Origin of the sequence: Azospirillum thermophilum (assembly GCF_003130795.1) — a bacterium.
Lineage (GTDB): Bacteria > Pseudomonadota > Alphaproteobacteria > Azospirillales > Azospirillaceae > Azospirillum > Azospirillum thermophilum.
This window is the reverse complement of sequence record NZ_CP029352.1, coordinates 1044934-1063609: the sequence shown is the minus strand read 5'-3', so window position 1 is coordinate 1063609 and position 18676 is coordinate 1044934. Positions and strand designations below refer to the sequence as shown.

Annotated in this window: 18 protein-coding genes and 1 pseudogene; 5 read left to right on the top strand and 14 right to left on the bottom strand. The window is 70.5% G+C overall.

Annotated elements, in window-relative coordinates; all coding sequences use genetic code 11:
- Nucleotides 1-2 precede the first annotated feature (2 nt).
- Together DEW08_RS04775 and DEW08_RS04770 are read right to left on the bottom strand one after the other, a co-directional pair.
- Nucleotides 3-1247 (bottom strand): ABC1 kinase family protein, encoded by a 1245-nt coding sequence (locus DEW08_RS04775; RefSeq protein ID WP_425429086.1) that lies wholly within the window; start codon nucleotides 1245-1247, stop codon nucleotides 3-5.
- 588 nt (nucleotides 1248-1835) lie between these two features.
- Nucleotides 1836-3461: an inorganic phosphate transporter gene (locus DEW08_RS04770; RefSeq protein ID WP_425429085.1), complete on the bottom strand. Its 1626-nt coding sequence runs from the start codon at nucleotides 3459-3461 to the stop codon at nucleotides 1836-1838.
- A 271-nt stretch (nucleotides 3462-3732) separates the two neighbouring features.
- On the opposite strand from DEW08_RS04770, the gene DEW08_RS04765 reads away from it, so the two are divergent.
- The gene (locus DEW08_RS04765) at nucleotides 3733-4554 is read left to right on the top strand and encodes an alpha/beta fold hydrolase (protein ID WP_109324894.1); all 822 of its coding nucleotides are present in this window, start codon (nucleotides 3733-3735) and stop codon (nucleotides 4552-4554) included.
- Nucleotides 4555-4567: 13 nt separating this feature from the next.
- Here DEW08_RS04765 and DEW08_RS04760 read toward each other — a convergent pair whose 3' ends face one another.
- The 3 genes from DEW08_RS04760 to DEW08_RS04750 all read right to left on the bottom strand — a co-directional run bounded on the left by DEW08_RS04760 (nucleotide 4568) and on the right by DEW08_RS04750 (nucleotide 8903).
- On the bottom strand, nucleotides 4568-4963 hold the full coding sequence (locus DEW08_RS04760) for a DUF6285 domain-containing protein (protein WP_109324890.1): 396 nt from the start codon (nucleotides 4961-4963) through the stop codon (nucleotides 4568-4570).
- Nucleotides 4963-6054 carry a phosphotransferase family protein gene (locus tag DEW08_RS04755; RefSeq protein ID WP_245985954.1) on the bottom strand — a complete coding sequence of 364 codons (1092 nt, stop codon included), beginning with the start codon at nucleotides 6052-6054 and terminating at the stop codon, nucleotides 4963-4965. Before DEW08_RS04755 ends, DEW08_RS04760 begins: the two co-directional genes overlap by 1 nt.
- 188 nt (nucleotides 6055-6242) lie before the next feature.
- Nucleotides 6243-8903, bottom strand: a complete 2661-nt coding sequence (locus DEW08_RS04750) for a glycosyltransferase (RefSeq protein ID WP_109324889.1) — start codon at nucleotides 8901-8903, stop codon at nucleotides 6243-6245.
- A gap of 155 nt (nucleotides 8904-9058) precedes the next feature.
- Here DEW08_RS04750 and DEW08_RS04745 point away from each other — a divergent pair, with 155 nt between their 5' ends.
- On the top strand, nucleotides 9059-9367 hold the full coding sequence (locus tag DEW08_RS04745) for a hypothetical protein (RefSeq protein WP_109324888.1): 309 nt from the start codon (nucleotides 9059-9061) through the stop codon (nucleotides 9365-9367).
- A gap of 38 nt (nucleotides 9368-9405) precedes the next feature.
- Nucleotides 9406-9615 carry a hypothetical protein gene (locus tag DEW08_RS04740; protein ID WP_109324887.1) on the top strand — a complete coding sequence of 70 codons (210 nt, stop codon included), beginning with the start codon at nucleotides 9406-9408 and terminating at the stop codon, nucleotides 9613-9615.
- Nucleotides 9616-9649: 34 nt separating this feature from the next.
- On the opposite strand, the gene DEW08_RS04735 is transcribed toward DEW08_RS04740, so the two are convergent.
- From DEW08_RS04735 to DEW08_RS04705, 7 genes are all read right to left on the bottom strand, one after another.
- Nucleotides 9650-10234 carry a DUF2269 family protein gene (locus tag DEW08_RS04735; RefSeq protein WP_109324886.1) on the bottom strand — a complete coding sequence of 195 codons (585 nt, stop codon included), beginning with the start codon at nucleotides 10232-10234 and terminating at the stop codon, nucleotides 9650-9652.
- Nucleotides 10235-10247: 13 nt separating this feature from the next.
- A complete protein-coding gene (locus tag DEW08_RS04730) occupies nucleotides 10248-10709 on the bottom strand; it encodes a hypothetical protein (protein WP_146214632.1) in 462 nt (153 codons plus the stop codon).
- A 5-nt stretch (nucleotides 10710-10714) separates the two neighbouring features.
- Nucleotides 10715-11194 (bottom strand): MarR family winged helix-turn-helix transcriptional regulator, encoded by a 480-nt coding sequence (locus DEW08_RS04725; protein ID WP_109324880.1) that lies wholly within the window; start codon nucleotides 11192-11194, stop codon nucleotides 10715-10717.
- Nucleotides 11195-11278: 84 nt separating this feature from the next.
- Nucleotides 11279-11590: an AzlD family protein gene (locus DEW08_RS04720; RefSeq protein ID WP_109324879.1), complete on the bottom strand. Its 312-nt coding sequence runs from the start codon at nucleotides 11588-11590 to the stop codon at nucleotides 11279-11281.
- Complete coding sequence (locus tag DEW08_RS04715; protein WP_109324878.1) at nucleotides 11583-12293, bottom strand: AzlC family ABC transporter permease; 711 nt, start codon at nucleotides 12291-12293, stop codon at nucleotides 11583-11585. Before DEW08_RS04715 ends, DEW08_RS04720 begins: the two co-directional genes overlap by 8 nt.
- Before the next feature lie 10 nt (nucleotides 12294-12303).
- Nucleotides 12304-13206 carry an AraC family transcriptional regulator gene (locus DEW08_RS04710; protein ID WP_109324877.1) on the bottom strand — a complete coding sequence of 301 codons (903 nt, stop codon included), beginning with the start codon at nucleotides 13204-13206 and terminating at the stop codon, nucleotides 12304-12306.
- Between the two features lie 31 nt (nucleotides 13207-13237).
- Nucleotides 13238-13792, bottom strand: a complete 555-nt coding sequence (locus tag DEW08_RS04705) for an NADPH-dependent FMN reductase (protein WP_109324876.1) — start codon at nucleotides 13790-13792, stop codon at nucleotides 13238-13240.
- A gap of 39 nt (nucleotides 13793-13831) precedes the next feature.
- On the opposite strand from DEW08_RS04705, the pseudogene DEW08_RS33700 reads away from it, so the two are divergent.
- Nucleotides 13832-15210: pseudogene (locus DEW08_RS33700) on the top strand (ABC transporter substrate-binding protein).
- Between the two features lie 237 nt (nucleotides 15211-15447).
- Nucleotides 15448-16287 carry a family 16 glycosylhydrolase gene (locus tag DEW08_RS04695; protein WP_109324875.1) on the top strand — a complete coding sequence of 280 codons (840 nt, stop codon included), beginning with the start codon at nucleotides 15448-15450 and terminating at the stop codon, nucleotides 16285-16287.
- A gap of 22 nt (nucleotides 16288-16309) precedes the next feature.
- On the opposite strand, the gene DEW08_RS04690 is transcribed toward DEW08_RS04695, so the two are convergent.
- Both DEW08_RS04690 and DEW08_RS04685 read right to left on the bottom strand, forming a co-directional pair.
- Nucleotides 16310-16711, bottom strand: a complete 402-nt coding sequence (locus tag DEW08_RS04690) for a bacteriohemerythrin (protein ID WP_109324874.1) — start codon at nucleotides 16709-16711, stop codon at nucleotides 16310-16312.
- A 99-nt stretch (nucleotides 16712-16810) separates the two neighbouring features.
- Nucleotides 16811-18619, bottom strand: a complete 1809-nt coding sequence (locus DEW08_RS04685) for a M3 family oligoendopeptidase (RefSeq protein WP_109324873.1) — start codon at nucleotides 18617-18619, stop codon at nucleotides 16811-16813.
- Nucleotides 18620-18676: the final 57 nt, after the last annotated feature.

Sequence of the window (18676 nt, the reverse complement as noted above, 5' to 3'; positions counted from 1 at the left end):
GGTTACTCTGGCGGCGGCAGGGCCTGGGCGGCCAGCGCCGCACTCTGCCGGGCCTCCAGGGTCGCCACGTCGAAGTCGCCGACCAGACCGTGGAACAGCGCGAACCAGTTCACCTCGGCCCGCAGCCGCAGGAAGACGGAGCCGAGGCCGATCGCCGCCCGGTCCATGAAGACGAACTCGCGCGGGATGGCGATGCCGCCGACGCGCCGCAGCTCGGCATGCACCTTCTCGGCGGTCTCGCGGCCGTAATGGACGCCGTTGGTCTCCTCGATCGGGCGGGCGCGGTCCTCCAGGATCGGGGCGTAGACGAAGCGTGCCCAGATGTTGAGGACCTCCACCAGCTCCTTCGACGGGTTGCCGAACCCCCAGCGGCGGTAGGCGTCCACCGCCTTGTCCCGGTCGTCGTGGCGCAGCGCGTCGTAGAGGTCGATGACCCCCTTGACGAAATCGGGCCGGAAGACGCGGATGCAGCCGAAATCGAGCAGGTTGATCGAGCGGTCGGCACGGACCGTGTAGTTGCCGAGATGCGGGTCGCCGTGGATGACGCCATAGCGGTAGAAGGGCACGTACCAGGCGCGGAACATGTTCATCGCCAGTTCGTTGCGCGCCTCGGGATTGTCCTCCACGAAGTCGAGGATCCTGCGGCCGTCCACCCATTCCATGGTCAGCAGCCGGCGGGTCGACAGATCGCCCACCACCTCCGGCACATGGACGCCCGGCACGCCGTCGAGCATGTGGCGGTAGAGCCGGGCGTGCTTGGCCTCCCGCTCGTAGTCCAGCTCCTCGCGCAGGCGGGCGCCGATCTCGGTCAGGATGTGGCGGGTGGAGATAGCGCGGTCGGTCCGCTCGAAGATCGCGAAGATCAGGGCGAGCTGCCGCAGGTCCGCCTCGACGGCGGAGGACATGTCGGGATACTGCAGCTTGCAGGCGAGCTTCCGGCCCTCCGGGCTGGTCGCGCGATGGACCTGCCCCAGCGAGGCCGCGGCGGCGGCCGTATGCTCGAAGCCGCGGAACTTCGCCTGCCAGCCCGGCCCCAGTTCACTCGCCATGCGGCGCTTGACGAAGGGCCAGCCCATGGAGGGGGCATCGGCCTGGAGCTGCGACAGCTCCTGCACATATTCCTTCGGCAGGGCGTCGGGGATGGTGGACAGAAGCTGCGCCACCTTCATCAGCGGCCCTTTCAGGCCGCCCAGGGCGGAGCGCAGTTCGGCAGCGTGGCGGTCGCGTTCCAGGGGGATGCCCAGCACCCGCTCCCCGGCGAGGCGCGCGGCAAGTCCCCCACTGCGGTCCCGACCCGCGCATAGCGCGCGAGCCGCCCGCCCAGACTGTTCTCTTCGGTGTTCGGCATAGCCCATAGGTGGGGCGCCGGCGGCAAAAGGCCAGTGGCGGCGGCGGGGCGATTTCGCCAGGGCGCATCCGGCACGGATTTCAAGGGGTGCGACGATCCCGCTGCCTCAAAAAGACCCCTTGACAGCAACCCGGGACAGGAGCACGCTCAAGTCATCGGAAGCAATCGTCGCAGAGGTGAGTAAGACAAGGCGCCCGATACGGCGCTCCGCCCAAGCAAGGAACAGGGCGGTCTGGGTTGTCCGAAACCAGGGAGGGTGAGTAAGATCATGACTCCACCGGCGCTTACATGGTGAAGCCGACGTTTTCGGCCTGGAAAATTCGGAATTCATTCGCCTGACTGGCGACGAACATGCGGGCGCGACTTGCCTGCAGGAAAGCCCCCACGGAAGCCGTGGGGGCTTTCGCTTTTTCCGGGACGCGTAAGTCTCCAGGACAATCCGCGCGCCGGGGCGCCGGGGCGCCGGCGGCGCCCGGATCAATCCTCGTCAGAAGACGTGCCGCAGGATGAAGTAGAGGCCGCCGGCCAGGGTGATCGCCGCCGGCAGCGTGAGTATCCAGGCCATCGCCATGTTGCGCACGGTGCTCCATTGCAGGCCGGAGCCGTTGGCCGCCATGGTTCCGGCGACGCCGCTCGACAGGATGTGGGTGGTGGAGACGGGCAGGCCGTAGACCTCCGCCAGCCCGATGGTCCCGGCGGCGACGATCTCGGCCGAGGCGCCCTGGGCATAGGCCAGATGCTGCTTGCCGATCCGCTCCCCCACCGTGACGACGATCCGCTTCCACCCGACCATGGTGCCGAGGCCGAGCGCCACGGCGACGGAGAACTTCACCCAGTCCGGGATATAGCGGGTGCCGGCGTTCAACGCCTCCTGATAGGACTTGAGGACGGTCTCCTCGGCTTGGGGAAAGCTGACGTCCTGCTTGGGCAGCAGCCGGATGGCGTCGGCCACCAGATACATGTCGTTGCGCATGTTGGGGGTCGCCTCCGCCGGCACATGCCTGATCGCGCCGTAGTTCTGGACGCCGCGGGCGATGTCGTCCGACAGGGCGGCGAGGGCGGCGTAGACCTGCGGGCGGTCGAGCTCCTTGGCGCGCAGCGCGTCGCCGACGGTGCGGCGCGCCTCCTCCGCCGGGCCGGGCGGCTGGCCGGCGGCGCGCGACTGGAAGATCGCCTGCGCCTGGCGCGAGGTCTGGACGAAGGCCGGGGTGGTGCTGTCGGGCATGGTGCGGTTCAGCGCGTAGGCGGTGGGCACGGCGCCGATCAGAATCAGCATGATCAGGCCCATGCCCTTCTGCCCGTCGTTGCCGCCATGGGCGAAGGAGACGGCAGTGCAGGTCAGGATCAGCAGCCCGCGGATGGCGGGCGGCGGCGGATGCTGGCCGTCCGGCGCCTCGTAGAGCTTGCGGTTGCGGATCACCAGCTTCATCGCCAGCAGCAGCAGGGCGGCCAGCGCGAAGCCCAGCAGCGGGCTGAACAGCAGGGCGCGCAGCACGCTCATCGCCTGCGACCAGTCGACGCCGGAGGTGGCGTAGCCTTCCGGCGCCATGAACTGGTTGGCGAGGCCCACCCCCATGATCGAGCCGATCAGCGCATGGGAGGAGCTGTTGGGCAGGCCGAGCGCCCAGGTCCCGAGGTTCCAGAGGATGGCGGCGATCAGCAGCGCGAAGATCATGGCATAGCCGGCGCCGCTGCCGACCTGGAGGATCAGTTCGACCGGCAGCAGCGTGATGACGCTGTAGGCCACCGCCCCCGAGGACAGCAGGACGCCGAGGAAGTTGAACGCGCCCGACCAGATGACCGCCAGGACCGGCGGCATGCTGTGGGTGTAGATCACGGTGGCGACCGCGTTGGCGGTGTCGTGGAAGCCGTTGACGAACTCGAACCCCAGCGCGATCAGCAGGGCGAGCCCCAGCAGGACGAAGGCACCGATGGCGAGCGGCGGCTGGCCGACGCTCTGCAGGTCGGTGACGAAGCCATGGACGGCATAGCCGAGGCCGGCGGCCAGCAGCATCAGGAAGGCGATCGGCGTCGCCGAATGGGCCTTCTGGTCGAGATTCGGACGGCCCGGTGCCCCGCCGGAGCCGCGGGCCGGATAGACGGTATCGGTCACGGAAGCCCCCTCGCATGGTGACGCCGAAGCACAGGCCTCAACACGCCGGGCGAGGCGGGTTTCCCGCGTCACAGGAAATTCATCAAAGCGTCATGGATTATAAGTGGCTGCCGGGCCGCAGGGGGGAGCCGCTCTGCCCGGAGCACGGCTGGCATCCCACGGAGGCTGTTGCGGCGGGCGATCGATTGGTCAACCATATTGTCGTTGTGGCGATCTGTCAGCGCGCCCCGGCGCGCGGTCGCGGACAGGCCATGCTTCCGGAAGAGGGCCCATGAACTCCGACAAGACAAGCGACAGGGACATCACGGCGCAGGACATGCGGGTGGACGGCGCCGGGGGGAGGCTGTTCGTCAGGCGCTGGTCGACCGGGGGGGCGGAGGGTGCCGGGCTGCCGCCGGTCATCCTGCTGCACGACTCGCTCGGCTGCGTCGAGCTGTGGCGCGATTTTCCGGCCCGGCTCGCCGGGGCGACCGGGCGGACGGTGGTCGCCTACGACCGGCTGGGCTTCGGCCGGTCGGATCCGCATCCGGGGCGGCTCGACCTGACCTTCGTGCGGGACGAGGCGCGGGGAGCCTTCTCCACCCTGTGCGCCCGTCTGGGGATCGGCGATTTCGTCGTCTTCGGGCACAGCGTCGGCGGCGGCATGGCCGTGGGCGTGGCCGGCGCCTTTCCCGAGCGGTGCCGCGCGCTGGTCACCGTGTCCGCCCAGGCCTTCGTCGAGGACCGCACCACCGAGGGCATCCGCGAGGCCAAGCGCGGCTTCGACCAGCCGGGGCAGATGGACCGGCTGCGCAGATACCATGGCGAGAAGGCGCAATGGGTGCTCGACGCCTGGGTGGAGACCTGGCTGTCGCCTCAGTTCGCGTCCTGGACGCTCGACGGCGACCTGCCGGCGGTCCGCTGCCCCGCGCTGATCATCCACGGCGACCAGGACGAGTACGGTTCGACCAGCCATCCGGAGCGGCTGGCCGCGCTGACGGCGGGGCCAGCCACCGTCGGGATCCTGCCCGGCTGCGGGCATGTCCCCCACCGCGAGGCGGCTCCCGCGGTGATCGACATGGTCGCCCGCTTCCTCCGCCGGGAGGCCCGGTAGGGCGGCCGGCTCCTTATCCGTCGGCGGCCAGCATTTTCGGGTTGGAGATGGTCAGGCGGGCGCGGACGATGGCCTCCAGCGAGTCCATCAGCACCTCCTGGCCGTCCTGGTCGAAGTCGCCGGCGGCGATCTCGATGCACAGGCGGTGCTGCAGCGCCTCCACCCGCTTGCGCAGATCCTCGCCGGACAGGCTGTCGTCGGCGTCCTCGCCATAGAGCGGGGCCAGGGCGGCGACCATGACGTGCCCGGCCTCGTCCAGGCTCTTCAGCTCCCGCCCGGCGATGGCGAGCGCGTTGGCGACCATCAGGGCGGCGTAGCGCGCCTCGGGTGCGACGTGGGGCAGCACCTCGCTGCGGAGGGTGGCGGCGGCGATCTCCAGCAGGCCGCGGGCATCGGGACTGGTGCGCATCAGCCGACCCTTTCCGGAAGCGGGGTGCGGGGAAGGGATTTCAGATGGCGGAGCAGGTCCATCTCGATCTCCGGGATCATGCGGCCGGTCAGCGCCAGCTCCAGCGAGGGCTCGACGCCGGAGGTGTGGCGGCGCCCCTGCATCAGCGCGATCGCCGCCCAGCGCAGATAGGCCGCCGTTTCCCAGAAGGCGACGCGCTGGCGGTCCACCTTGCGGCCCGAGGTCTCCTCGTAGCCGGCATAGAAGTCGTCGCGGTCGGCGATGCCGCCGGCCTCGCGGTCGTTGCGGCCGAACCGCCAGGAGCGCGAGCAGAACCAGGCGAGATCCTCCATGGGATCCGACCAGCCGGCGAACTCCCAGTCGAGGATGGCGGTCAGCGTCCCGTCCTTCACCAGATAGTTGCCGGTGCGGTAGTCGCGGTGGCAGAGCACGACGGCGCCGGGCAGCGGGGCGTTGACCTCCAGCCAGCGCAGGCCCCAGGCCAGCACCGGATCCTGCCGGGCACGCTCGCCCATCCAGTCGCGGTAGGCGGCGATCGCCTCATGGGCCGGGCATTCCGGCGGGGGCGGCAGCTCCGCCAGCATGCCGCCGTCGGGGGTGATGCGGTGCAGGCGGCCGAGCTGGCGGCCGAGCTCGCGGGCGAGGTCGCGGAGCGGTTCCCCGCTCTTGACCACCGTCCGCCCGGCCCCGGTCCCCTCGGCCCGGCGCATCACGTAGAAGGGGGCGCCGATCACCGCGCGGTCGGTGCAGCAGAGCAGAGGCTCCGGCGCCGCCACGCCGGCCGAGACGGCGGCGCGCAGCACGGCGAACTCCGTCGCCTTGTCGATGCTGGCGGCGACCGGGGCGGTGCCCTCGGCGCGCAGCACGCAGGCGTGCCGGCCGGCCAGCGGACCGCCGTCGATGTCGAGCGTGACGCCGAGGTTGAGCGAGATGGCGCCGCCGCCGAGCCGGCCGTCCTGCGTCAGGGCGGCGGCGGAAGCACCGGCGGCCCCGGCCACCCAGGCTTCCAGCCGCTGGACGGCGTCGGCGGAGAGCGGGGGCTCCGCAGGCGGAGCGGTCGACCGGGTGGAGGAGGGAGCTATTGCATGCACAGCGTTTCCCCTATTCCGCGCGACCGCTTCGGCCGGGTCGCTTCAGACGGGGATGGTAGGCATGAAGCAGGCGCCCCCTCAAGATTCACCTTCGTCCGGGCATAGGGCTTACCCGAAAAAGAAAAACCCTCCTCCACCCTTGCGGTGGAGGAGGGCTTGACCTACGGGGCCTCAGGTGCCGGTCCGGGTCAGGCGGCGACCGGCGTGCTCGAGGACGGCTGGGACTGCGAGGCGCCCTGCGGAGCCGGCAGGGAAGCCGGCAGGGGAGCGGGACGGGTCTCGCGGGCCGGCAGCATGTCGCCGATCGCGAAGGTCACGGCCATCAGGTTCGGCACGGCCATCGCGGCCAGCAGGATCGACCACAGCTCCAGCGACAGGGTGCCCAGCGGGTTGACCAGGGCGGCGGTGGCCGAGGCGGCGACCAGGGCGGCGGAGAGCCAGGCCTCCGGCTTGGCGCAGAAGCGGCCGGCGGTCCGCTTGCCGCCCTTGGCGGTCACCCGGAAGGCGTCCCGCTTGCGCACCGCGCCGCGCAGGACCGCCAGGGCGACGGTGGTGGACAGCGCCATGCCGACCGCGCAGCCCGTCAGCGCCTCCCTCCAGGAGTTGCCCGAGGCGTAGCGGGAGGCCAGCAGGCTCGCCCCCGACCGCAGGACCAGCGCGCCCAGCACCGCGGCGGTGGCCTCGACGGGCGGCAGGTGCAGCGGGAAGACCAGCGAGGCGAAGGTCCAGGTCACCGCGGCGCCGGCGGCCAGCAGGCCGACCGCGTCGGACCACCAGCGGGTCCAGTTGGTGACGTAGCCCAGCTTCTGCGCGGCGGTCAGGCCGGCGGCACCCGGCAGCAGCTTGCGCCAGTGGGCCCGGGCGATCTGCGTGGAGCCGAACACCCAGCGGTCGCGCTGCTTGCGGAACTGCATGAAGTTGTCGGGAGCCAGGCCCTCGCCCAGCCGCTCGTCGGTGTAGGCGGCGCGGTAGCCGGCCGACAGGATGCGGATGCCGAGCTCGGTATCCTCGCAGATGCCGTCCTCCGACCAGCCGCCGACCTGCTCCATCGCCGACCGGCGCAGCATGATCATGGTGCCGTGGCAGATGAAGGCCTGCGAGGTCAGGCCCTCCTGCATGCCGACGTCGAAGAAGGGGCGGTACTCGGCGGCCATGGCACCCTTCAGCAGGGTCTCATGCCCGTCGCGATGCTCCTGCGGGGCCTGCACGATGCCGACCGAGGGATCGGCGAAGGCGGGGACCAGCTTCTTCAGCCAGTCGGGCGACACGGTGTAGTCGGCGTCGAGAACGGCGACCACCTCGGCGTCCTTGTCGGTGTGGCGCAGCGCGGCGTTGAGCGCACCCGCCTTGAAGCCGGAGATTTTCTTGTACCAATGGAACTTGAACTTCGGGCCGAGGGCGGCGCACAGCTCCTCCACCGGGCGGACCAGCTCCTCCTGCTCGGTGTTGTTGATGAGGACGACGACCTCGTAGTTCGGGTAGTCCAGCCGGTTCAGCGAGTGCAGCGTGGCGGCCAGCACGTCCGGCTGCTCGCGGCAGGCGGCGACGTGGATGGAGACCATCGGGGCCTTCTCCGGCACCGGCAGGGCGCCCGGGTCGCGCGGCAGCAGGGCCGGGGCGCGGCCGGTGAACAGGCGCCGGACGACGTCCACCAGATCGGCGAAGGCGACGCTCATCATCAGGGCGCCCAGCAGGAACGCGGAGCCCCAGGTGGTCAGCGCGCCGAAGGTCAGGTACTCGCCGTAGGCGCCGGCGACGGCCGAGCCCACCGCGAAGCCGATGATGTTGGCGCCCACCGCGGCGGCCAGGGCGAAGGCCGGGGTGCTGCGCCGCCGGAAGGCGACGAAGGCGGCCAGCGCGAAGCCGAGGCCGATGGCGACGGCCGCACCTGCGCGGTCGCCCCAGGAGGCCGGCACCGGGCCGGTCAGCGGCCACTTCTGGGCGCGGTCGGCGTCGAGCATGCCCCAGCCCGGGCCGGGCGAGCCTTCGATGGAGGTCTTCCACACGCCGTCGAACGCCTCGACCACATTGTAGGCGATGCCCAGCGCCTCCGCCTCGGCGGCGAAGCCGCGGACGACGGCGGCCTGCGCGGCCGGGGTGGCGTAGGCGTCGTGGAAGTTGTCGCCGGCCGAGGGCCAGCCCACCTCGCCGACGAACAGCGGCTTGCCGGGATGAGCCTTGCGCACGGTGTCCAGCCGGTCGCGGATCCAGGTCAGGGCCTTGTCGGCGGGCACGCCTTCCCAGTAGGGCAGGACGTGGACGCCCATGAAGTCGGAAGCCTTCACCGTCTGGTCGGCCTTGACCATCTCCGACCAGACGTCGGCGGTGCCGACCTTGATGTGCTTGGGGACGGCGGCGCGGACGCGGCGGATGTAGGAGGCGAGCTCGGCGTCGGTCAGCTCGGCGCGCAGCAGCGTCTCGTTGCCGACCACGATGCGGGTGATGCCGCGCACCGTCCTGGCGAGCGCCACGGCGCGGGTGATCTCCTGCTCGTTGCGCTCCTTGTCCTTGCTGAGCCAGACGCCCAGCGAGACGTTCAGCCCCTTGCGGGCGGCGATCGAGGCCGCCTGCCCCTGGGAGCCCAGCGTGGAGTAGGTGCGCACGCCGTCGGCGAAGCCGGCGATGGCGTCCATGTCCTTCTCCAGATCCACCCGCGGCACGTCCGGCGAGTGGTTCGGGTCGTAGCTCCGTCCCGACGGGGAATAGGAGACGGACTCGATGTGCGCCGGTTCAGCCTCCACCGGCGTCGGCGCGTTGCGCCAGGACCAGAAGGACGCGTGGCCGGCGGTCACGGCCAGCAGCGCGGCGGCGATGGCCGCGGACCGCATCGGGTTCTTCGGGTTGCTCATGGGGAGTTCGTGAAACCTGGGTAGGGATGGCTGGGCGCCACCGGACACCCTGACGAACGTGCACCGCAGCATTCTATTCCAGCCGGTCCCGCTGAAATTTTTCCCGGCCGCCCCTGTTGGCTGGGGGACCACCAAGACGGGAAGGGAACCCTCTCATGACCGGCAGCAAAGGCGCCGCGAAGACCGGCACCGCCAGCACCTCCACCGGCCGGGACGTCGATGTCGGCGCGCTGGAGGAGGCGATGGACGAGGTCGTCGAGACGCTCGCCGTCGCGGAGCAGGCCGCGGAGTTCGTGCGCGACCGCAGCTCCGACCCGGACGACCGCGCCCGCGCCGCGGCGGTCCAGCAACAGGCCGAGGCGATGCTCGACGCCGCCGAACAGGTCGCCGGCGAGCGGGCGGCCGAGGAGGAGGCGTCACCGCCGCCGCCATCCGGCGCGCGCCCCGGCGAGACGATTCACTGAACCAGTTCCAGGGAACCAGTTCCAGGAGGAGCAGCAGCATGACCAAGCAGCACGAACAGTCGCCCGAGCACAAGCGCGCCCACGATCTGGCAGAGAAGGCGCTGGACGAGGTGGCGGGCGGCGATGTCCGCAAGGCCCGCGAGATGATCGAGGAGGCCAAGCAGATCGACCCGAAGATCGGCGAGGAGATGGCCCGCGAGGTCGCCGAGGACCGCGCCAAGGCCGAGAAGTTCGGCAAGGACGGCTGACCGGAGCGTCCCCCGGATGCCGGCCGCCGGCGGCTCAGCCCGTCCGCTGGGCGTCGGCCGGGTAGAGGCGCGGCAAGGTGACCGTCAGGGCGGCCGCGACGGCCAGCGCCGCGATGCCGCCGACGGCGAAGACGGTCCAGTCCGCCGGCCGGATGGCTCCCAGCGACACGATGAGCATCAGAAGCGGCAGGTCGAGGAAATGGGTGAAGGTGGCGGCCGGCCGGTCGCGGGCCGCCACCAGCTCCGGCGTGAAGCGCCCCTCGGCGACGGCGATCCGGGTCAGCCGTTGCAGCCTCGTGAAATAGAGCCGCGTGACGGTGTTGCCCTCGACGAACTCGATCAGGAACAGCAAGACCATGCCGGCCAGCCAGGGTTCGTCGAGGAAGGCGAGGCCGTCGTAATAGATGACGATCAGCCAGACGCCGGAGGCCAGGAGCGTCAGCGCGCCGGGAACCACCAGCCCATCGTAGAAGACGCCGATGAGCCGGACCGCTTCGGCGAAGACCGGCAGGTCGCGGCTCTGCCGTGCCCGCAGGTCGGCGACGAAGACGCCGATCAGCCCGGCGCCGATCATGAGCAGCCCCGCCAGATGGGCGAACTTCAGCAGGCCGTACTGCATGGCCGTGCGTTTCTCAGGCCTGCGACGGCAAGGGGCCGCCGGTTTTCGCCAGCCTCGGCCGCGCGACCGCCAGGACGATGACGAGGGCGATCATCAGCAGGTTGCAGGCCCCGAACACGGCCTCCCCGGTCAGCAGGGGCTCGGCCTCCTCCGTGCCCGCGGCGAGCCTCGCGCCGAGGGGCAGGAGGATCAGGGTCGCGTTGAGCGTGACCAGCAGCGCGAGCCCCATCTTGATCCGCAGCCAGCGCGAGCGCAGAAGCTGCGGCGTGCGGACGGCGAGAGCGATGCCGGTGAGCAGGGTCAGCAGCAGCCCCGGCACCGTCAGCCACCGGGTCGTCGCATGTTTGGTCTCCTGCGCCCAGGCGAAGGCCGCGGAGCCGGGCTCGACCAGGGCGCCGGTCAGGACATGGCCGAGGATACTGCCGAGGAAGGCCGCAAGGCCGAGGAAATGCAGGCACCTGAGACAGCTTCTCATGATCGTCACCGCTCGTTGGGGGCGTCGTCGCCGGAAGCGATCTCCAGCCGCTGACGCAGGATCTTCAGGAGATCGGCCGCATCCGCCAGCATCCGGCCGGACAGGCCGGCCGACGTCTGCTCCGCCCACTCCCGTTGCAGGGCGGTGACCCGGTCCAGCATGTCCTGCCCTTTCGCCGTCAGCGTCACCAAGCTCGACCGCTTGTGGTGCGGGTTGGGGATGAAGGCGGTGATGCCTTCGCCCGACAGCACATCCGCCAGGCGCTGGACGCTTTGCCGCGTCAGCCCCATGGAGCGGGCGATCTGGGCGACGGTCGCCGGCCCGTCAGCCAGCGCCCCGAGGATCTGCCAGCGGGCGCTGGTCAATCCGACGGGAGCGGACAGCCGGTCGCCGGCGAGCAGCAGCCGGCCGTTCAGCCGGAACACCTCGAGGACCAGCTCGGTGAAGGCATCCGCGGCGTTGGGCTCGGGGGACGAAGGGGGCATGTGCGCGATCTCATTTGACAGCATGCTGTCATTATGCCGGCGGCCTGTCAATGGAAATGACAGTATGCTGTCAATCCGAGGCGGCTACATCAGCCGGCGCAGCGCCACCACCGCGATGACGCCGAACAGCATGGCGAGCGCGATCGGCACCCGCCGGGCGATCAGCAGCACCAGCCCGGCGGCGAGCGCGTCCGGCAGGCTCGACAGGGCGGCCGGGGCGATCAGCGCCACGAGCACGGCGCCGGGGGTCGCCTCCAGCGCCGCGTTGGCCGCCGGGCCGAGCCGGACGCGCGCCACCAGCAAGGGGCCGCCGATCCGCGTCAGCCAGGTGGCGAGGCCGCCGGCCAGCACGATCCACAGGACGGTCGCGTCCAGGTCGAACAGGGCGTCAGGCATGGCGCAGCCTCCCCCGCCAGGCGGCGACCGCCCCGCCGGACAGCGCGCCCAGCAGGATGTGCCATGCCCCGTCGGGCATCAGGGCATGGACCGCGACGGCCACCGCAGCACTGGCGAGCCAGGGGGCCAGCGTCGTCCGGACATTCCTCCAGAAGCCGACCAGCAGGCAGAGGAAGAGGGCCGTGAAGGTGAAGTCGAGGCCCCAGGCGACGGGATCGTCGATCAGGGCGCCGGCGAAGGTCCCGCCGACCGTCGAGGCCAGCCAGACCGTGTAGAGCGTCAGCCCGACGCCGAACCAGTAGGGCAGCGTCAGGGCGGCGCCGCGCTGCATGGCGAGCGCCCAGACCTCGTCGGTCATCAGGAACATGGTGACGGCGGCGCGCAGCGGCGGCAGGCCGCGCAGGCGCGGCGCCAGCGTCGCCCCCATCAGCAGGTGGCGCAGGTTCACCAGGAGGACGCTGGCGACGATGCTGGCCGCGGCGGCGCCATGCGCCCACAGCTCCACCGCCAGGAACTGCGAGCCGCCGGCGAAGATCAAGCCGCTCATCAGCGCGACCTCCAGCGGCGACAGGCCGGCCTTGGCGGCGAGGCTGCCGAGCAGCAGCCCGAAGGGGATCGCACCGGCCATCAGCGGCAGGGTGTGGGCGACGCCGAGCGCGAATTCGCGCGGGCCCGCCCGGGTGTCGGAGGTGAGATCGGTCATGCCGACGACCCTAATGGCCGGCCGGCGCCCCGTCTTGGACAGGATTGCTGCCGCGCCGGTACTGGCCCGGGGCGACCCCGACGCGCGCCTTGAACACCCGATTCAGGTGGGCCTGGTCGCAGAAGCCGCAGGCGACCGCCACCTCGGCCAGGGGAAGGTCGCCGGACAGCAGTTCCTTGGCCTGCTGCACGCGGCGGTCGGTCAGGTAGCCGTGCGGCGTGGTGCCGACGGTGGCGCGGAACACCCGCAGCAGGTGGAAGCGGCTGAGCCCCACCGCGGCGGCGAGATCGGCCAGCTCGACCGGCCGGTCGAGGTGGGCGTCGAGATACTCGCGCGCCCGCCGCACCGCGGCCGGCTCCTGCCCGGCCGGCCGCAGCCGTCCGCCGGCCTCGCCATGGCGCAGCGAGACGGCGACGAAGGCGCGCATCAGGTCGGTCTCGGTCTTCAGCGGATCGGCCTGCGGATCCTCCAGCGTCAGGTGGAGGTCGCGGATGGCCCGGAACAGCTCCGGATCCTCGACCAGCGTGCCGGTGAAGCCTGGGGCGGCGGCCGGCCGGCCGAGCGCGTCCGACAGTTCCCGTTCCAGCAGGGCGACGGAGGGATAGAACATGCGGTAGGCGTAGCCATGCTCCGACGGGCGGCCGTCGTGCAGCTCGCCGGGGTTCAGCACGGCGACGCTGCCGGCCCGCGCCGCATGCTCGACGCCGCGGTGGTGGAACAGCTCGGTGCCCGCCAGGATGACGCCGATGACGTAGGTGTCGTGGGTGTGCGGCGCATAGGTGTGCCGGTTGAAGCGGGCGCTGAGGCATTCCATGCGGTCGAAGCGGCGGTCGCGCCACAGGCGGGCGTACTCGTCCCGCCCCACCGGGTCGAGATGCAGCGCGCTGTCCTGGTCGATGGTCGCCTGGCCCATGGCCGTTCCTTCGTCGCCGCTCAAAGCCCGTTCAGCCGCCCAGCCGGCGGGTCCAGGCGGCCAGCGCCTCCAGCAGTGCCGCGATGCGCGGGCGGACCGATTCGTCGGTGAGGTTGCCGTCGCCGTCGAACTTCTGCCCCGCCATGGGGACGAACAGCTCCGGCCGGTTGAGCGGGTGCATGTCGAGATACACGCAGACCTGCCGCAGGTGATACTGCGAGCGCGCGGTGCCGAGCCCGCCGCCGGCCCCCATGAAGGCGACCGGCTTGCCGGCGAAGGGCTGGTCCGCCCCGCGCGAGGCCCAGTCGATGGCGTTCTTCAGCACGCCGGGAACCGAGTAATTGTATTCCGGACAGGCGATCACCAGCGCATCGGCGCCGCGGATCGCCTCGCGGAAGGCGGTGACCGCCTCCGGCCGGCCGGCCGCCTCGACGTCCGCGTCGTAGAGCGGGATCGGCGCGATGTCGAAAACCTCCAGCGTCATGTCGGCCGGCAGCAGCCCGGCCGCCGCGCGCAGCAGCCCGCGGTTGGTCGAGGCCTTGCGCAGGGATCCGGCAAAGCCCAGCACCCGCAGCGATTTCGCCATCTCACGATCTCCCGTCCCCTGTCGTCCTGCCCAGTAGGAATGAGGCCGATCCCGTCCGCGATCAAGGGCACATTGGGAACGCAAATGGTTTCACATGATATTGTTTGCATGATACGACGGTTGACCGGACCCGCGAATGGTGCGGGACGAAAGAAAAGAAAGACGGGAGAGAAGTCGATGGCATCAGGGATGGCATCAGGGGTGAAGGCGCGTGCCGCCGCGGCCGTGATGGCGGCGGCCTTGGGCACGGCCGTGCTTGCGGGTGGGGAGGCGCTGGCGCAGGCGGCGGCTCCGGTGAAGATCGGAGTCCTGGTGGACGAGGCGGGCTTCGCATCGGACATCGGCGGCCGGGGGGCCGCCCTGGCGACCCGGATGGCGGTGGAGGATTTCGGCGGCACGGTGCTCGACCGCCCGATCGAGGTGATCGCCGCCGACATGCAGAACAAGCCGGACGTCGCCTCCAACATCGTGCGGCGCTGGTTCGACGTCGACGGCGTCGACATGGTGACGGACATCCCCGTCTCCTCGGTCGCGCTGGCGGTGCAGGCGGTGGCGCGGGAGAAGAAGAAGGTCCTGATGATCAGCGCCGCCACGACGACGGAACTGACCAACGCCCAATGCTCCCCTACACCATCCACTGGGCGGACGACACGGCGGCGCTGTCGGTCGGCACGACCAGGGCGGTGGTCGATGCCGGCGGCAAGTCCTGGTTCTTCATCACCGCCGACTTCGCCTTCGGCACCGCCATGGAGAAGGCGGCGACCGAGGCGATCAGACAGGCGGGCGGCACGGTGGTCGGCGGCGTCAAGCACCCGATCGGCACCAGCGACTACGGCTCGTACCTGCTGGCGGCGCAGGCCAGCGGCGCGAAGGTGGTGGCGCTGGCCAATGTCGGCGCCGACACCATCGCGGCCATCAAGCAGGCGGCGGAGTTCGGGCTGCCGGCGGGCGGGCAGAAGCTGGTCGGCTACATCGTCTTCATCACCGACGTCCACTCGCTGGGGCTCGACCTCGCCCAGGGGCTGACGGTGACGGAGGGCTTCTACTGGGACCGGAACGAGCAGACCCGCGCCTGGTCGAAGCGCTTCTTCGAGCGCCACGGCAAGATGCCGAGCAAGGAGCAGGCGAACACCTATCTAGCCACCCTGCACTGGCTGAAGGCGGTGAAGGCCGCCGGCACCACCGACAGCGAGGCGGTGACCGCCAGGATGAAGGAGATGCCGACCGACTATTTCGGCGTCCCCGGCAGCATCCGCAAGGACGGCCGCGTGCTCTACGACCTGATGCTCTACCAGGTGAAGTCGAAGGCGGAGAGCAAGGGGCCGTGGGACTATTACACCCCGGTGCGTCCCATCCCCGCGGCGGAGGCCTTCCTGCCGATCGAGAAGAGCACCTGCCCCTTCGTCACCGGCAAGTGAGCCGTTTCCTCCTCCCGGCGGAACGCGCCCTCAGCCGAACGGGGAGCGGCCATGCTCCCCGTTTCGCCCCGCCCCGCCCCCGGCCGGTATCCCGCCGGGAGTAGGGCGGGAGCGGCCGGGCGTCATCCGCCTGCCTTGCTGCCGCCCGTCCGGCTTCGTCGCAAGATCGGGGTACAGCATGGCCTGTCGGGCGGGGCGACCATGCCTTTGTCGCGATGAAGGCGAGAGGAGAACGGCATGAGGCGGTATCTGGGAGCGGGGGCGCTCGCCGGCATGGTCCTGGCGGCGTCGGCAGTGGCGGGACCGGCGGTGGCGGGATCGGCCGGGGCCGAGACGTCCCGGCGGGGCGGCGAGGCGGCACGGCTCCAGCCGACGGAGTTGAACGGCGCCTTCGACCTGTCCTGGTGGCAGCGGTCGAACGGCTGGAGCAACGGCGACTTCATGGGCTGCACCTGGAACGCCCACAACGTCGTGCAGAAGGACGGCCAGCTCGCCCTGTCGATCACCGACGACCGCATCGCCCGCAAGAGCCTGTCCTGCGCCGAGCTGCGCAGCTACCGCGCCTACGGCTTCGGCGCCTATACCGTCGACCTGAAGGCGGTGAGGGCGGACGGCGTGCTGACCTCGGTCTCCCACTACACCGGGCCGTCCTTCGGCGACCCGTGGAACGAGATCCTGTTCGGCATCAACGGCAAGGACACCACCAGGCTGGAGGTCGGCTGGGTGGTCGACGGCCGCGGCCATTACGGCACGGTGATCGACCTGGGCTTCGATGCGGCGGAGGGCATCCACAGCTACGGCTTCCAGTGGCGGGGCGACCGCATCGTCTGGACGGTCGACGGCCGCCCGGTGCACAGCGTCAGCGGCGGCCCGCGGGAGATTCCGCAGAAGCCCGGCCGCATCTACCTGCGATTCTGGAACGGAGCGGGAGAGACCGCCTGGATGTCCCGTTTCCAGTATCCCGGCAGGCCGCTGACCGCCGTCTTCGCCGCGATGCGCCACGAGAAGGACGGAGACCGGCAGGAGGCCGGGCGGCAGGAGACCAGACGGCAGACCAGCGCCGCGCTCGGCGACTGAGGCGGTCCGGGACCCGGTCCGCTCAGCCGCCCTGCCGGCGGATCCAGGCGGCGGTGGCGCTGTCCATGGTGTTCTTGTGGTTGATGAACCAGTCGGGAACCACCTCGGTCAGGTAGCCGCGGGCCAGCGCCAGATTGCCGCGGGCAAGCCGTTCCTCGATCCCGTCCAGCTCGCGGCGCACGCGCTCGTGCTCGTTGAAATGGACGGGGTAGGGCGGGAAGCCGAAGGCAAGCATCAGCTCCTCCTCGCGGGCGAGGTGGTCGCGCAGATGCTCGGCGAACCGGGCGAAGAGGGCCGGAAGCTCGGCGTCGTCCGCATCGGCGGCTTCGACCAGCAGGGCGACGGTTTCCTTGTGGTCGGAATCGATGATGGCGTTTCCGACCTCCATCGACTCGTTCCAGGTCAGCGACAGGCGGGTGGGCATGAAAATGGCCTCCGGGGGTGGGTCCGGAGGCCATTTCTAAAATCTTCCCGATCCCGGCGACTTGACGGCCATCAAGCGCCGGCCGTCAAAGAGGCGGGGTCACGCCTCCGCCCGCTCCAGCTCGTCGACGAAGCCGCGGATGACGCCGAGCCCCTTCTGCCAGAAGGCGGGATCGGAGGCGTCGAGGCCGAAGGGAGCCAGCAGCTCCCTGTGGCGCAGGGTGCCGCCGGCCTCCAGCATCTTCAGGTACTTCTGCGCGAAGCCCTCCTCGGCCTCCTGGTAGACCGCATAGAGCGAGTTCACCAGGCAGTCGCCGAAGGCATAGGCATAGACGTAGAAGGGCGAGTGGATGAAGTGCGGGATGTAGGACCAGTAGTGCCGGTAGGTCTCGTCGAAGCGGAGCGCCGGACCCAGGCTTTCCGTCTGCACCGCCATCCAGATCTCGCCCAGCCGCTCGGCGGTCAGCTCGCCCTCGCGCCGCTCGGTATGCACGCGCTTCTCGAAGTCGAAGAAGGCGATCTGGCGGACGACCGTGTTCAGCATGTCCTCGACCTTGGTCGCCAGCAGGATGCGGCGGCGCTTCGGGTCGGTTTCGGCGGCGAGCAGGGCGCGGAAGGTCAGCATCTCGCCGAACACCGAGGCGGTCTCCGCCAGGGTCAGCGGGGTGTCCGACAGCAGGTGGCCCTGGCGCCCGGCCAGGATCTGGTGGACGCCGTGCCCGAGTTCGTGGGCCAGCGTCATGACGTCGCGCGTCTTGCCCTGGTAGTTCACCAGCAGATAGGGGTGCGCGCTCGGCACCGTCGGATGGGCGAAGGCGCCCGGCGCCTTGCCCGGGCGCACCGGCGCGTCGATCCAGGCATTGTCGAAGAAGCGCTTGCCCAGGCCGGCGAGGTCCGGGGAGAAGCGGCCATAGGCGCCGAGCACGATGTCGCGCGCCTCCTCCCAGCGGATGCTGCGGTCGGCATCGTCGGGCAGCGGGGCATTGCGGTCCCAATAATCCAGCCGGTCCTGCCCGAACCACTTGGCCTTCAGCGCGTAGTAGCGGTGGGACAGGGTGGGGTAGGCGTCCTTGACGGCGGTGGACAGCGCCTCCACCACCTCGTCCTCGACCCGGTTGGACAGGTTGCGGGCGGAGATCGGCGTCTTGTAGCCGCGCCAGCCGTCCTCGATCTCCTTGTCCTTGGCCAGCGTGTTGGTGACCAGCGAGAACAGGCGGATGTTGTCGCCGAGCACGCGGCCGATCACCTCGCCCGCCTCCTTGCGGACCTCGCGGTTGCGGTCGGACAGGCGGTTCAGCGCCTCGGCGCAGGTGAGGTCCTTGCCGCCCATGGGGAAGCGCAGGGCGGCGATGGTCTCGTCGAACAGGCGGTTCCAGGCGGCGCGCCCGACGACGTGCTTCTCGTGCAGCAGACGCTCCACCTCGTCGGAGAGCTGATGCTCGCGGAACAGCCGCACGTCGCGCAGCCACGGGGCATAGCGGGCGAGCTCGGGCGAGGACTTCAGCCTGGCGTCGAGGTCGCGGTCCTCCAGCCGGTTGATCTCCAGCGTGAAGAAGATCAGCGGGGTGGAGATGGCGTTCACCCGCTCCTGCGCCGACTGGTAGAACTTGGCGATGGCGGGATCGGCCATGTTGCCGTTGTAGACCAGCCCGGCATAGGACATGACGCGGGAGAGAACCTCGTCCATCCGCTCATAGTCGCGGATCGCCTCCGCGAGCGCGTTGCCGTCCAGTCCGGCCAGCTTGCCGGCGTAGCGGCCGTGGAACGCCTTGGCGTCCGCCTCCATCCGGTCGAGGTCGGCCTTCAGCTCGGGCGACTCCATTCCCGGATACAGGTCGCTCAGGTCCCAGGTGGGGAGCGTGCCGAGATCGGGGGTGTCGTTTGCGGCCAAGGCGGCGCTGCTGCTCATCGAATCCCTCCAGACATTGGTCGTCTCCATATAAGGCCGGGCGGGCGCCGGGCAAAG

What these genes read in the sequence shown, in the direction of transcription:
- DEW08_RS04765 (WP_109324894.1), top strand. Translation starts at nt 3,733, where the DNA reads ATGAACTCCGACAAGACAAGCGACAGGGACATCACGGCGCAGGACATG.
- DEW08_RS04760 (WP_109324890.1), bottom strand. Translation starts at nt 4,963, where the DNA reads ATGCGCACCAGTCCCGATGCCCGCGGCCTGCTGGAGATCGCCGCCGCC.
- DEW08_RS04750 (WP_109324889.1), bottom strand. Translation starts at nt 8,903, where the DNA reads ATGAGCAACCCGAAGAACCCGATGCGGTCCGCGGCCATCGCCGCCGCG.
- DEW08_RS04745 (WP_109324888.1), top strand. Translation starts at nt 9,059, where the DNA reads ATGACCGGCAGCAAAGGCGCCGCGAAGACCGGCACCGCCAGCACCTCC.
- DEW08_RS04740 (WP_109324887.1), top strand. Translation starts at nt 9,406, where the DNA reads ATGACCAAGCAGCACGAACAGTCGCCCGAGCACAAGCGCGCCCACGAT.
- DEW08_RS04735 (WP_109324886.1), bottom strand. Translation starts at nt 10,234, where the DNA reads ATGCAGTACGGCCTGCTGAAGTTCGCCCATCTGGCGGGGCTGCTCATG.
- DEW08_RS04730 (WP_146214632.1), bottom strand. Translation starts at nt 10,709, where the DNA reads ATGAGAAGCTGTCTCAGGTGCCTGCATTTCCTCGGCCTTGCGGCCTTC.
- DEW08_RS04725 (WP_109324880.1), bottom strand. Translation starts at nt 11,194, where the DNA reads ATGCCCCCTTCGTCCCCCGAGCCCAACGCCGCGGATGCCTTCACCGAG.
- DEW08_RS04720 (WP_109324879.1), bottom strand. Translation starts at nt 11,590, where the DNA reads ATGCCTGACGCCCTGTTCGACCTGGACGCGACCGTCCTGTGGATCGTG.
- DEW08_RS04715 (WP_109324878.1), bottom strand. Translation starts at nt 12,293, where the DNA reads ATGACCGATCTCACCTCCGACACCCGGGCGGGCCCGCGCGAATTCGCG.
- DEW08_RS04710 (WP_109324877.1), bottom strand. Translation starts at nt 13,206, where the DNA reads ATGGGCCAGGCGACCATCGACCAGGACAGCGCGCTGCATCTCGACCCG.
- DEW08_RS04705 (WP_109324876.1), bottom strand. Translation starts at nt 13,792, where the DNA reads ATGGCGAAATCGCTGCGGGTGCTGGGCTTTGCCGGATCCCTGCGCAAG.
- DEW08_RS04695 (WP_109324875.1), top strand. Translation starts at nt 15,448, where the DNA reads ATGAGGCGGTATCTGGGAGCGGGGGCGCTCGCCGGCATGGTCCTGGCG.
- DEW08_RS04690 (WP_109324874.1), bottom strand. Translation starts at nt 16,711, where the DNA reads ATGCCCACCCGCCTGTCGCTGACCTGGAACGAGTCGATGGAGGTCGGA.
- DEW08_RS04685 (WP_109324873.1), bottom strand. Translation starts at nt 18,619, where the DNA reads ATGAGCAGCAGCGCCGCCTTGGCCGCAAACGACACCCCCGATCTCGGC.